The organism is Priestia sp. YIM B13486 (assembly GCF_042787865.1).
In the GTDB taxonomy this organism is placed as follows: domain Bacteria; phylum Bacillota; class Bacilli; order Bacillales; family Bacillaceae_H; genus Priestia; species Priestia megaterium.
Window position 1 is genome coordinate 227,331 of record NZ_JBHZOZ010000006.1, and the last position, 13,103, is coordinate 240,433.

Consider the following 13,103-nt stretch of genomic DNA (forward strand, 5'->3'; position numbering starts at 1 on the left):
ATGTGTTCGTCTTTAGGTTGAATTCATTTAGTTATGTCTCAACCTCTTTTTAGATTATTGAACTTCTTCAATGCTCCACTCTAGCTCTTTATGAGTGAGAACAAGATGCGCCTGCAATTTACTCATCTCTTTGTGCTCAAACCGATCATTATACATTTCATTCATGTCGTCAAAGTCACCGATTGTATACAAAGGAATTTTAATATCTCTACGCGATTGCACCATGTGTTCAAAATCAATAAACAAACCGTCATTCGTTAAAGTAAGAAGCGTATTTGCTAACACGAGCGGCAATATTGGATATTCTAACTTCTTCCTTCTAAATACAAATCTTTTTTGCTTAATTTCTGACATTTTCAACGGAATGATTCGGCTTAAAATATGCTTCATATCATATACGTCTCGAAAATAGATTTTGTTATAAAATCCATCATCATGAGCTAAATAAACAAATTGATTACCGAGTTTATTATTAAATGGCGAATTGAGCGGTTTTTTTAAATGACCTAAATACAGCAGCGCTGCAATATCTTGAGGTTCTAACAAATCTAACGAAGATACATCCTCAAAATCAATCCAACAAAAATCACCATAATTATAAACATCATCTTCTGCTAAAAGATGAATTTGTTCTTCTTCTACGTAGTCCATATGGGTTTGGTAATGGTAATCACTGTCTTCAAAACCGTGCTTTAACAATAATATATTTGCAAGCGGCGTAGGAAGGGAATGATAAAACTCTTTAAATTCAATTCCATATGTAATAAAGCATTTTTTATTTACATGGCCATTAATATAAACGATATCTCTTATTTCATCTGCTTTACTCAACCGTTCTAACCACCTTATTGATTGATTCTGTGATCGATATGTAACCGTTCTACTGATTTATATATTATACTTCTAAAATAAACAATGTGTAAATATATATTGTTGGCAATTTCTTTTGTATTCACTGCCTCTTCTACTGATCATTTTATTTGATAGGAAAGAAAGGTATAGAGCTGATTGTGAATGTGGTAGAATGTGTGTATCTTATTAATTAGCATGTATGAACACGGAGGTATACAAAATGGATGTTCGCCATTTGCATTACTTAACAGAAGTGGCTAAACATAAAAATTTCACAAGAGCTTCTGAAGCGCTGCATATTTCGCAACCTTCTCTCAGTAAAATGGTTAAATCATTAGAAGAAGAGCTCGGCACACCTTTGTTTGATCGCGCTGGCAAACAAGTTCAGCTTACCGATGCAGGAATAATTGTGTACGAGCAAGCAGAAAGTATTTTATCTTCTCTCCGAGATTTATCGGATTCCCTCTATGATTTAATGCATTTAAAAAGAGGAACCATCAAAATAGGCATTCCCCCTATTGTTGGTACATTGTTTTTTCCTACTATTATTAAAGCATTTCGAGAGCAATATCCTGAAATTCATATTCAATTAGTGGAATATGGCGCTAAAAGAATGCAAAAATTTGTGGAACAAGGAGAAGTGGATGTGGGCGTAGTTTTACTTCCAGTTGATGAAAACATGTTTTTTACGACTCCTTTAGCCCGAGAAACACTACAGCTTGTTGTTCATAAATCTCATCCGTTGGCTCAGCATTCTACGATTTCATTAAAAGAGTTAAAAGACGAAACGCTTATTTCCTTTCATGAAGACTTCACCATGCATGAAATGGTCTATAACGAATGTTTAAAAAATGGATTTACACCTAATATTGCTTTTAAAAGCTCTCAGTGGGACTTCATTGGAGAGCTGGTAGCTGCTAATCTCGGCATTGCTCTTTTCCCTTATTCATTATGTGAAAAGCTTGATTTGGAGCATGTGAAAGTAATTAATCTCGAGAATGCTATTCCGTGGGAAATTGCTTTAATCGTAAAAAAAGATCGCTATATCTCTTATGCTACACAGGCTTTTATTGATTATATTAAAAGTACAGTTTAACAAAGCGGAGACCAAAAGTAGTTTAATTAAAAATCCGAACGAGTTTGATTCTTGATAGAAAATCCAACTCGTTCGGATTTTTTTCATGGCGGTGTAACATGTCATTCATACTAAATCATTTATCCCATTGGTTCGTCTTTAAATTGAATTGATTTAGGCATGTCTCCATCTCTTTTATTAAATAATTAGACCTTATATTTCACAAACTCTTTTTTGAAAAGGTTACCAACGCATTTGTAAAGAGATTTCTTTCAACTATAACTAAAAAGAATAGTTATCATAGTTATTATATATTTCATATTATAGTCGATTTTTTGTAAGATAAGTGTGTAGCATTCATTTACTGAAGTTGTATCCCCATTTGCAAAATCCAAATAGTTTCTCTTTTCCCATGATGGAGTCGTCTTTTCAGCATAGACGACTCCATTATTGTCTCAACAAACTAGGAATGAATGAATAAAAACATAAATAAAGGAGGCTAATCATGAAACTGATTATGGTGATTTTACAGATTTTATTACTAACGGCTCTGTTTTTAATAGGAGAAAGTATTTCACAATGGTTTGACCTCCCAGTGCCAGGTAGTATCATCGGATTTTTCTTACTGTTTTTCTTACTGTACTTTAAAGTAATTAAATTAAGCTGGGTTGAACAAGGTGGAACACTGTTAGTGGGAGAACTATTACTATTTTTCATACCAGCCGTCGTTGGACTCATCAATTATGGAGATGTATTGATGCATTTTGGAATCCAGATTGTGATTATTATCACAATCAGTACGATTATTGTGATGTCTATAACGGGAATCATTGCAGAACATATTTCAAGAAGAAAGGAAGGTTCGCTAAAATGACATTACTCACATGGATTGCTCTTCCGCTTACACTGCTCGTTTATGTCGGTACAAAAGTGCTCTATAAAAAATATAAGTCTATGCTAGTTTCCCCTATTTTACTAGCCCCCATTCTTTTAATTGGCATCTTATTAGTGACGAATGGCTCTTATGATCATTATAAGCAAGGTGCCAGTGCTATTAGCTTTATGCTTGGACCAGCAACCGTTGCTTTTGCTGTTCCTATGTTTAAGTATTTTGATTTACTCAAAAAACACCGTGTTGAAATCAGCTTAAGCGTAGGGCTCGGCACGTTTGCCGCCATGATATCTTCCATGCTGTTAGCATTAGTGTTTCATTTACAATCAACTCTGGTTCATAGCTTGATTCCAAGATCGGTTACGATTCCTATTGCTGTTAATGTATCTCAGACGCTAGGAGGAGATCCGAATATTACCATTATGTTTGTGATTATAACCGGTGTAGTAGGATGTATGGTCGCTCCAAAACTGATTAAGCTCCTCGCACTGCACTCTTCTCTAGCAAGAGGTCTTCTTTTAGGAGTAGCTTCTCATGGGACAGGTACAGCAAGAGCTTTTGAATTCGGAAAAATTGAAGGTACTTTTTCTAGCCTTGGCATGATCGTAGCAGCACTTCTTACAATGCTATTTGCGAATATGCTTCTGCCTACTATTTTCGCTTAAAAGATAAAAAAGGTGTGATCATATATGATCACACCTTTTTATTATCCAATATGAAAAGTTGATTTTACGAACTCAATAACTTCTTCCGTAGAAGACATTGATAGAATTGTATCTAAATGAGGTTCGATATCAGCTTTTGATAATTGACGGATTTGAGAACGAGCTTTCAGAATAGATGTTGCACTCATTGAGAATTCATCTAAGCCTAAACCTAAAAGAATTGGAATTGCAATCTCATCTCCTGCCATCTCTCCACACATGCCTACCCACTTACCTTCTTTGTGAGCCGCTTTGATTACCATATTCACCAAGCGAAGAATCGCTGGGTTATACGGTTGATATAAATAAGACACGCGCTCATTCATGCGGTCAGCAGCAAGCGTGTATTGAATTAAATCATTTGTTCCGATAGAGAAGAAATCTACTTCTTTAGCAAATAAATCTGCGATTACCGCTGAGGAAGGAATCTCTACCATCATCCCTACTTCGATGTCTTCCGAAACTTGTACGCCTTCTTGTTGAAGTTTAGCTTTTTCTTCTAAAAGAATAGCTTTTGCTTGACGGAACTCATCAACAGTAGCAATCATAGGAAACATAATTTTCAGATTACCGTATACGCTTGCACGTAGAAGCGCACGAAGCTGTGTACGGAACATGTCTTGCATCTCTAGACATAAGCGAATGGCACGGAATCCTAAGAATGGGTTCATTTCTTTTGGTAGATTTAAATAAGGAAGCTCTTTGTCTCCACCAATATCAAGAGTACGAACAACCACTGGTTTGCCTTCCATACGTTCAAGAACTGTTTTATAAGAAGTAAACTGCTCTTCTTCCGTCGGAAGATCTTCGCGGCCCATATATAAGAATTCTGTACGATAAAGGCCAACGCCTTCGCCGCCGTTTTCTAATACGCCTTTTACATCTTCTGGTGTACCAATGTTAGCTGCAAGTTCAACGTGATGATCATCAGCTGAAAGCGTTTTTTCATTTACAAGCTTAGCCCACTCAGCTTTTTGTTCTGCATACTCAGCGGCTTTTTTCTCGTAAGCTTTTACCGTTTCTTCGCTTGGATCAACGATAACTTCGCCATCTAAACCATCAACAATTACTAATACGCCGTTTTGAATGTCTTCCATAACTGTTTTTGTACCTACAACAGCTGGGATCTCCATGGAACGCGCCATAATTGCTGAGTGAGAAGTACGTCCGCCAATATCTGTTGTAAATCCTTTTACGAACTTACGATTTAACTGTGCTGTATCAGACGGCGTTAAATCTTCTGCGATAATGACAACTTCTTCTGAGATTAAGCTTGGATTTGAAACGTTTACACCTAAAAGATGAGCTAATACACGTTTTGTTACATCACGGATATCAGCAGCACGTTCTTTCATATATTCGTTGTCCATTGACTCAAACATATTAATGAACATTGCCGCTACTTCATCAAGTGCATGTTCAGCGTTTACATTTTCATTTGTAATTTTATCTTTAATTGGATTAATAAGTTCAGGATCGCTTAGAACTAATAAGTGAGCTTCAAAGATTTCTGCTTTGTCATCTCCAAGTTCTTTACGAGCATGCTCTCTAATAATTTCAAGTTCTGATTTTGACTTTTCTAGCGCAGCTTCTAGACGTGCTACTTCTGCTTCAACTTCAGTTACTGATTTTTTTTCAACGGTTAATTCTGGATTTTCTAGACGAAATGCTTTAGCAATAGCAATGCCGCTAGAAGCGGCAATGCCTTGAATTTCCTTTGTCATTATTCGCCTAATCCTTCTTTGCTCATTGTATCTTCAAGAGCAGCAAGTGCATCTGCTTCGTCAGAACCTTCTGCAGAGATAGTGATTGTAGCGCCTTTTTGAATACCTAAAGACATAACGCCCATGATTGATTTTAAGTTTACAGTTTTACCGTTGAATTCTAAGTTGATATCAGAATCAAATTTGCTTGCTGCTTGTACTAAAGTTGTTGCTGGACGTGCGTGAATTCCTGAGTCTGCTGTTACTGTAAATGTTTTTTGTGCCATGTTAAATCAATCTCCTTTTTACTTTGAAATGTTAATAATATTTGCTTCTTGTTGAGAAACTTGGCCCTGCTTTAAGATATCAATTTTTTCATCAGCTTGTAAATTCGTGAAAATGATCGGCGTAATCGTCGATGGCGCATTTTCTTTTACAAAGTCTAAATCAATTTTCAATAGAGGCTGTCCTTTTTTCACTTCATCGCCTTGGGCAACTAAAGCTTCAAAACCTTCGCCTTTTAAATTAACTGTATCAATACCAACGTGAATTAAAATTTCACGTCCAGTCGTTGATTCAATACCTAAAGCATGTTTCGTCGGGAATAAGTTTACTATTTTTCCGTCCACTGGTGCAACTACTGTGCCTGTTTTCGGAATAATCGCAAAACCGTCACCCATTAATTTTTGTGAAAATACCTGATCTGGTACTTCCGATAAAGGTACCAATTCTCCCTCAATCGGTGAAACAATATCATTACCATTATCGCTTCCTGCTTCAGATGTTGCAACAGGTTTTTCAATTGTTTTTGTCTCTTCTTTTGTGACAACCGGTGTTTTGCCATTCATAATGTCTTGAATTTGACCTTTTAACGTGTCAGATTTCGGACCGAAAATAGCTTGAATATTGTTACCAACTTCAAGAACACCAGCTGCTCCAAGTTTTTTCAAGCGGTTTTTATCAACATTACCCACATCATCTACTGATACACGTAAACGCGTAATACAAGCATCTAAATGTGTAATGTTTTCTTTACCGCCAAGTGCTGCTAAAACATTTGTTGGAAGCTCTGCTGCTTCTACTTTTACATCTTCTTCTCCTTCTTCTTTATCTTCACGACCCGGTGTTTTTAAGTTAAATTTACGGATTGCAAAGCGGAAACCGAAGTAGTAAATAACTGCTAGAACTAAACCTACTGGAATAACTAGCCACCATGCTGTACGGTTTTGCATAACTCCAAATAGAACGTAATCGATAACCCCACCTGAGAATGTCATACCGATTTTAACATTTAATAATTGCATAACCATAAATGATAAACCAGCAAATACTGCGTGAATTGCAAATAGTACTGGTGCTACGAATAAGAATGAGAACTCAAGCGGCTCTGTAATACCCGTTAAGAAAGATGTTAAAGCAGCTGAACCCATGATACCAGCTACATATTTTTTGTTTTCAGGACGAGCTTCGTGATAAATCGCAAGAGCTGCTGCTGGCAATCCGAACATCATGAACGGGAATTTACCAACTTGGAATGTTCCTGCTGTTAAAGGCACGCCATCTGCTAATTGAGCAAAGAAAATCTTTTGGTCACCGTGAATATGTTGACCTGCTTTATTAACGTAATCACCAAACTCAAACCAGAACGGAGAGTAGAATATGTGATGAAGTCCAAATGGAATTAATGAACGTTCAATCAATCCAAATACAAAAGCTGATAAAGTTGGGTTTGCATCAATCATGTTAGTAGAGAAAGCATTTAATCCGCTTTGAATTGGCGGCCAAATGAAAATCATAATAACACCTAAAACAATTGAAAATACCCCAGTAATGATTGGTACAAATCGTTTTCCCGCAAAGAACCCTAAATAAGATGGTAATTCAATATTGAAATAACGATTATACATGGATGAAGCTAAAATACCTACTATGATACCCCCGAATACACCTGTAGCTAACGTAGGAATTCCTAAGATGCTAGTGTAAGCTGGATTGGCACCCATTTTGTCAGGATCTAGTTGTCCTGTAGCAACTAAGATTGTGCTCATCGTTTTGTTCATAATTAAGTAGCCTACGATTGCAGCAATACCTGCTACACCGTCACCACCAGCTAAACCAACGGCAACACCAACCGCAAACAATAGCGATAAGTTGTCAAATACAATTTGACCCGCTTGCGACAAAACATTTGAAACCAATTGAACCCAGTCTGCACCAAGTGCCGGTACTGCATCCAACAATGTAGGGTTTTGAAGCGCTGTCCCTACTCCAAGTAAAATCCCTGCTGCCGGTAAAATCGCAACCGGTAACATAAGCGCTTTTCCGACTTTTTGTAATACTCCAAAAAGTTTTTTAAACATGGCGCTTACCTCCTTTTATATATTTAGTGTGCAACAAGCTATTTATTTGATACGTGAATCATTAACGCGCTTTCATAAAACGCTTTCTTTAACTAGAAAACTCCTTACATCTCCTGGTGTCCTGAAGCCTAAGCTTTAAATGATTGCGCTTTCTTATAACAAAAAAAGGCATGAGGAAAAAGAAACGATAAATGGATACACTCATCCAATTACACATCGCTTCATTTCTCACTCATGCCTGATCGTATCAGTAACACGTATTGAAATGATTTTATAAATCCGTTTTTGTTATAAGTCGCTGCAGATGCATCGTTAAATAAACTGCTTCTGCTTCATACACAGGTAAATGTAACGCTTGCTGCATTACTTTTATCACTTTCCAAGACACATTGTAACACAGAGGATATTCTTCTTTCAATAGCAAAGCAATTTTTTTTGGCTCTTCTATTTTTTCTCCTGTTTTTACTCGATCAATCGCAAAATGCAAATGACGAATCAATCTCATATAGTGCACAGATTCTTTGTCTACCTGCAGATGAAGCGATTCTTCAATCACATTAATAATCGTTTGAATAAGCTGCGAGTCTTGATTCACTTCCAGCAGGTTTTTTTCAGTCAGCGCACTGTGGATATGAAGTGCAATAAAACCAATTTCTCCTACTGGAAGCTGCACGCCTATTTTGCGACTAATAATTTCTACCACTTCAGATGCGATCGTATATTCCTCTGGATATAAAGCTTTGGTTTCAAGTAAAAATGGATTTTTAAGCCCCATTCCCTGTTGAAAACGTTTTATCGCAAACGCGATATGGTCCGTCAATGAAATGTGTATATGCTCGTTCAAAGGAATGTTAACACGCTTTTGAATGTGCGTTACAATATCATTCATCATTTCAATCACGTCTTCATCCACTTGCGCTAAAAGCTGCTTGTACTGTTCTTGCTCTTCTTCACTCTTTAACAAAAACATTTTCTCCACGGCTTTTGCATCGATTTCATCGCCTTTTTTCTTATTGAACCCTATTCCTTTCCCAATTAGCACAACTTCATCATAGGTAAGGTGTTTAGCAATTAATACATTATTATTAAGTACCTTTTCTACAAAAAAGGACTCTTTCACGAATCCTTCACTCCCCTGTTTCGGCTTTCTATTATTTGCTTTCCTATCTTACAAATAATACGCATAACCGTCAATTCATTTTTCTTTGTTTCAAATATTATTGAACTAAACTATTTGAGTTACGTATTATCTTAGTAGTTCTTTACTGGAAACGCAACGTCTTTTTTGCTCGTCCCATAACAATTTTTCATAATAAAGTTTTGAAGCATAACGCTCAGAATGAATACACCCGCTTGTAAAAGCGTAAAAAGAACAAGTGAAGTGGTAATAGATACCAGCAACACCCCATAGTGAATCAGCAAAATATCTACTATACGCAGCCCCGCTATAATCATTCCAGCTCCAACAAAAAATTCTTTGGCTACACTCCAAACGAGGAGAATTGTAACAATACAAACGTAAATCATCGTTGCATTTACGGAATCATGAGTAGCGGACGCAAACCATCCCGTATAAAACCAATTATTATGAAAATATGCTAACAGCATAAACATAATAGTAGAAGTAATGGCGAGCGTTCCGAGAAAAAATGTAGCGTAATGCACAAATGTCATATACCGTTCTGTTAGCCATACATACCAAATCTTTGAAATGCTAAAGCCTATAGTCATTAAAACGCCTGTATAAACTGTTTTCCACCAGTGATGTGTATAAATATCCCAGTGTAAAAATAATTCTTCAATCCCCATAAACATAGCTGAAATGAATAAAATATAGCGAAATTTTAATTGATAAGCAGCTACCACCATAGCCATGATGGGAAAAGCAAACGCTTGAGAAGTTAAGGACCCAAACAAATTATCAAAATATTCATTGGTCATAAAATCAGGATCGTAATCGTAACTTTCAAACAACACAAATACAATATATTCTAGTACATAAGCCATTCCAATGATAAAAAAAAGCAAAACGACTAGCTTTTTATCTTTTTTACGTATGAATACTGTAAGCAAAACGGCTGTGCTGATAATAATCAATGCAAAAAAAGCAGTATAATGAGGCATAGACGTCTCCCTTTTACGACCTAATTATTACTTAGAGTAAGACGTTTTAGCCAAATTATACATAGCTAGCTTCTATTCAAAAGAGCTTGAGACAAAACTACATCAATCCAATCTAAAGGCGAACAAACGGGATACATGAGACAGTATAGATCGCTTTCTACACTGCAGTTGATTTCCGTGCAAGACTTCGCTTTCCGCGGGCGGCCGCTGAGCCTCCTCGTTGCCTACGCTTCTGCGGGGGCACACTTCTTCCGCTTTCCCGCAGAAGTCTTCGCCTGACCTTTTAATCTACATCTAGAAGCCACTACATACCTGAAACCTGCGTTCACCCTACCAATGAAAAAATCCGAACGACTCATCGTTCGGATCTTCCTTCAACTAACATACTTTTGTTTCAGCCTCTTTTAACTCTTCAGCTTATAAAAACTGGAATGGTATCTATTATCCTTCAATCATTTTTGAAAGGTTAGCCATTTCGATAGCTGATGCTGCAGCTTCCCATCCTTTATTTCCTGCTTTTGTTCCTGCACGTTCAATTGCTTGCTCAATTGTTTCAGTTGTTAATACACCAAAGATAATTGGCACGCCTGTTTGTAAGCTTTGAGATGCAACGCCTTTTGCTACTTCATTACATACAAAATCAAAGTGTGGAGTAGCTCCTCGAATAACGGTTCCTAGCGTAATCACTGCATCATATTTTTTAGATTCAGCTAATTTTTTGGCGATTAATGGGATTTCATAAGCGCCCGGCACCCAAGCCACGTCTACGTCTTCATCAGCTACGCCGTGACGTTTGAGCGCATCTTCTGCTCCACTAAGTAAACGGCCTGTAATAAATTCATTAAAACGCCCTACCACGATTCCGATTTTTAATCCTGTGCCTACTAAATTTCCTTCATATAAATGATTCATCTTTTGTTCCTCCTGCTAGTATTAATATATAGTTATTTACATTTCTTTTCATGAATTAGCTTCATTTGTTATAACGAAAAAAAGTGTAAAATTATAAATGTAATAAATGACCTAATTTTTTAGCTTTTGTATCTAAGTATTTTTTATTGGCATCCACTGCCGGCATTTGAAGAGGCACTCGCTCAACCACTTCAAGGTCGTAGCCTTTTAGCCCAGTAATTTTACGAGGGTTATTCGTTAAAAGCTTCATTTGTTTGACTCCAAGGTCTTTTAAGATTTGAGCACCGATTCCATACTCTCGTAAATCTGCAGCAAACCCGAGTTTTTCATTCGCTTCTACGGTATCGTATCCTTCTTCCTGCAGCTTATATGCTCTTAGCTTATTTAGTAAGCCAATACCTCTGCCCTCTTGACGCATATACAGCAGAATGCCGCGTCCTTCTTCTTCAATTTGCGTAAGAGCTGCGTGAAGCTGAGGACCGCAGTCGCAGCGTTCAGAACCAAACACATCTCCAGTCAAACACTCAGAGTGAACGCGAACAAGAACGGGGCTATTATGATCAATATCACCTTTGATAAGAGCCACATGTTCTTTATTATCAAGTTTATTTGTATATCCTACAGCTTTAAACTCACCAAATGCCGTAGGTAAGCTCACTTCTACTTCACGGCTAATAAGCTGGTCATGTTTGCGGCGGTAGGCAATCAAATCTTTTATTGTAATCATTTTTAAATCAAATTGCTCTGCAATTTTTGTTAAATCCGGTACACGTGCCATTGTTCCATCTTCATTCATAATTTCACAAATAACACCCGCAGGCTTTCCTCCTGCTAATACTGCTAAATCAACAGCAGCCTCTGTATGACCTGCACGCTGCAGAACGCCCCCGTCTTTTGCAATCAATGGGAAAATATGTCCTGGGCGTTGAAAATCACTTGCTACCGTCGCTTCATTTACAAGAGCCATAACGGTAGCAGAACGTTCGTATGCACTGATACCTGTTGTACTTGAAATATGATCAATACTTACTGTAAATGCTGTGCCATGTACATCCGTATTGTTCGCTACCATCGGGTGAAGGTTCAATTTATGCGCAATTTCTTCATTAACAGGTGTACAAATTAATCCTCTTCCATGAGTAGCCATAAAGTTAATAACCTCAGGCGTCGTTTTTTCGGCTAATGCAATAAAATCTCCTTCGTTTTCTCGATCTTCATCATCGCATACAATAACCACTTTTCCCTTTTTTAACTCTTCAATGGCTTCTTCTACTTTATGAAACATCTCTTTCACCTCACTGTTAATTTGTAAAACCATGCTGCTGCAATAAATCCTTCATGTTACCTGAACGATTCGAGGCGCCAGGAGTTGACTTATTTATCATCATCTGATGCATATATTTAGCTAACATATCGCATTCAATATTCACCTTGTCTCCTCGCTGTTTGTCTCCAACGACTGTGTGGAGCACCGTATGAGGAATAAGAGAAATAGTAAATGATTGGTTGCTGACATCAAAAATAGTAAGACTTGTTCCGTCTACGGAAACAGATCCTTTTAACATCATAAATTCACGAAGTTCAGGATCGACTTGAATTTCATAATAAAAAGCATTTCCTTTACGTGTTTTGCTTACAATAGTCCCAATTCCATCAACGTGTCCGCTAACGAAATGCCCTCCAAACCGGCCATTTGCAGCCATCGCCCGCTCTAAGTTAACACGTGATCCAATGGTTAGAAGCTGAAGGGTACTTGCTTTAATCGTCTCCGGCATGACGTCGACCGTAAATTCATTTTGAGAGTAAGCCGTTACGGTTAAACAAACGCCGTTAACTGAAATACTGTCTCCTAAGTTCACATCTTCTAACACGGTCTTCGCATCAATCGTAAGAACAATTGCTTCTGTAGCCTTTTGAATACGTTTTATTTTTCCAATTTCTTCAATAATACCTGTGAACATTTTCTTCACCTGCTTTGGCGCTATTCCAACTTCTTATACCGTTTTGAAATAGCAGCTGCTTTTTTTTCATATTTATCTTTCCCCCAACCACTGAAAATAAAAAAGCCCCTTGAACAAATGTCCAAGGGGTCGGCTGAGCTGAATCAGTTTTATCTATGCAAAATTCCGCTAATTGTATACGAAATAAACAGTTATATTTTGCGTATAAAAACAAGGGTAGCTTTAAAAAAGGCAAGCGTGCCCCTTATTAATTCAACACAAAAAAAACAACTGTGCTTCCTGATCCTTCTCCCATCCAGACTTTTACTGTCGGCTCTAGATTTTAACTAGATCCACCGCTAACATACATCGTATGAAAACGGGTCACGGGCTTAAAAGCATACGCTTTATCACCGCCGGTTGGGACTTACACCCGACCCCGAAGGATAATATATTCGACTGCTATAGTCTTATTTGTTTTACATTATAGCAAAGTAAAATCGACTTGTCACATCATTTAACTTCGTTTTTTCACATCTAT

The 13,103-nt window shown here is 37.3% G+C and carries 12 protein-coding genes and 1 riboswitch; of the genes, 3 read left to right on the forward strand and 9 right to left on the reverse strand.

The genetic code is table 11. The annotated features are described in order from the left end of the window. Nucleotides 1-54: 54 nt before the first annotated feature. Nucleotides 55-831, reverse strand: coding sequence for a hypothetical protein (locus ACFX4G_RS17725; RefSeq protein ID WP_013056016.1), 777 nt, complete (start codon nucleotides 829-831; stop codon nucleotides 55-57). 241 nt (nucleotides 832-1,072) lie between these two features. Here ACFX4G_RS17725 and ACFX4G_RS17730 point away from each other — a divergent pair, with 241 nt between their 5' ends. From ACFX4G_RS17730 to ACFX4G_RS17740, 3 genes are all read left to right on the forward strand, one after another. Further along, nucleotides 1,073-1,948 carry a LysR family transcriptional regulator gene (locus tag ACFX4G_RS17730; protein WP_043979592.1) on the forward strand — a complete coding sequence of 292 codons (876 nt, stop codon included), beginning with the start codon at nucleotides 1,073-1,075 and terminating at the stop codon, nucleotides 1,946-1,948. Between the two features lie 484 nt (nucleotides 1,949-2,432). Next, nucleotides 2,433-2,801, forward strand: a complete 369-nt coding sequence (locus ACFX4G_RS17735) for a CidA/LrgA family holin-like protein (protein WP_013082263.1) — start codon at nucleotides 2,433-2,435, stop codon at nucleotides 2,799-2,801. After that, complete coding sequence (locus tag ACFX4G_RS17740) at nucleotides 2,798-3,484, forward strand: LrgB family protein (protein ID WP_013056013.1); 687 nt, start codon at nucleotides 2,798-2,800, stop codon at nucleotides 3,482-3,484. The genes ACFX4G_RS17735 and ACFX4G_RS17740 overlap by 4 nt, the downstream gene beginning before the upstream one ends. Nucleotides 3,485-3,525: 41 nt before the next feature. Here ACFX4G_RS17740 and ptsP read toward each other — a convergent pair whose 3' ends face one another. From ptsP to ribE, 8 genes are all read right to left on the reverse strand, one after another. Further along, nucleotides 3,526-5,247, reverse strand: coding sequence for a phosphoenolpyruvate--protein phosphotransferase (gene ptsP / locus ACFX4G_RS17745; protein WP_377575944.1), 1,722 nt, complete (start codon nucleotides 5,245-5,247; stop codon nucleotides 3,526-3,528). Then, entirely contained in the window at nucleotides 5,247-5,513 is a 267-nt protein-coding gene (locus tag ACFX4G_RS17750; RefSeq protein WP_013056011.1) for a phosphocarrier protein HPr, read from the reverse strand. Before ACFX4G_RS17750 ends, ptsP begins: the two co-directional genes overlap by 1 nt. An 18-nt stretch (nucleotides 5,514-5,531) precedes the next feature. Further along, nucleotides 5,532-7,586 (reverse strand): glucose-specific PTS transporter subunit IIBC, encoded by a 2,055-nt coding sequence (gene ptsG / locus ACFX4G_RS17755; protein ID WP_230184604.1) that lies wholly within the window; start codon nucleotides 7,584-7,586, stop codon nucleotides 5,532-5,534. Between the two features lie 271 nt (nucleotides 7,587-7,857). After that, nucleotides 7,858-8,706: a glucose PTS transporter transcription antiterminator GlcT gene (gene glcT / locus ACFX4G_RS17760; protein WP_013056009.1), complete on the reverse strand. Its 849-nt coding sequence runs from the start codon at nucleotides 8,704-8,706 to the stop codon at nucleotides 7,858-7,860. A gap of 131 nt (nucleotides 8,707-8,837) precedes the next feature. Continuing rightward, nucleotides 8,838-9,710, reverse strand: coding sequence for a hypothetical protein (locus ACFX4G_RS17765; protein WP_097824004.1), 873 nt, complete (start codon nucleotides 9,708-9,710; stop codon nucleotides 8,838-8,840). Between the two features lie 441 nt (nucleotides 9,711-10,151). Continuing rightward, nucleotides 10,152-10,622 (reverse strand): 6,7-dimethyl-8-ribityllumazine synthase, encoded by a 471-nt coding sequence (gene ribH, locus ACFX4G_RS17770; protein WP_013056007.1) that lies wholly within the window; start codon nucleotides 10,620-10,622, stop codon nucleotides 10,152-10,154. Between the two features lie 91 nt (nucleotides 10,623-10,713). Continuing rightward, on the reverse strand, nucleotides 10,714-11,907 hold the full coding sequence (locus ACFX4G_RS17775; RefSeq protein WP_097824380.1) for a bifunctional 3,4-dihydroxy-2-butanone-4-phosphate synthase/GTP cyclohydrolase II: 1,194 nt from the start codon (nucleotides 11,905-11,907) through the stop codon (nucleotides 10,714-10,716). A gap of 16 nt (nucleotides 11,908-11,923) precedes the next feature. Beyond that, entirely contained in the window at nucleotides 11,924-12,583 is a 660-nt protein-coding gene (ribE, locus tag ACFX4G_RS17780; protein ID WP_377575948.1) for a riboflavin synthase, read from the reverse strand. Between the two features lie 279 nt (nucleotides 12,584-12,862). Beyond that, a riboswitch (FMN riboswitch) is annotated at nucleotides 12,863-13,013 on the reverse strand. Between the last annotated feature and the right edge of the window lie 90 nt (nucleotides 13,014-13,103).

Coding starts and splice junctions, on each gene's coding strand:
- ACFX4G_RS17735 (WP_013082263.1), top strand. CDS start 2,433: ATGAAACTGATTATGGTGATTTTACAGATTTTATTACTAACGGCTCTG.
- ACFX4G_RS17775 (WP_097824380.1), bottom strand. CDS start 11,907: ATGTTTCATAAAGTAGAAGAAGCCATTGAAGAGTTAAAAAAGGGAAAA.
- ACFX4G_RS17750 (WP_013056011.1), bottom strand. CDS start 5,513: ATGGCACAAAAAACATTTACAGTAACAGCAGACTCAGGAATTCACGCA.
- ACFX4G_RS17730 (WP_043979592.1), top strand. CDS start 1,073: ATGGATGTTCGCCATTTGCATTACTTAACAGAAGTGGCTAAACATAAA.
- ACFX4G_RS17740 (WP_013056013.1), top strand. CDS start 2,798: ATGACATTACTCACATGGATTGCTCTTCCGCTTACACTGCTCGTTTAT.
- ribE (WP_377575948.1), bottom strand. CDS start 12,583: ATGTTCACAGGTATTATTGAAGAAATTGGAAAAATAAAACGTATTCAA.
- ribH (WP_013056007.1), bottom strand. CDS start 10,622: ATGAATCATTTATATGAAGGAAATTTAGTAGGCACAGGATTAAAAATC.
- ptsP (WP_377575944.1), bottom strand. CDS start 5,247: ATGACAAAGGAAATTCAAGGCATTGCCGCTTCTAGCGGCATTGCTATT.
- ptsG (WP_230184604.1), bottom strand. CDS start 7,586: ATGTTTAAAAAACTTTTTGGAGTATTACAAAAAGTCGGAAAAGCGCTT.
- ACFX4G_RS17765 (WP_097824004.1), bottom strand. CDS start 9,710: ATGCCTCATTATACTGCTTTTTTTGCATTGATTATTATCAGCACAGCC.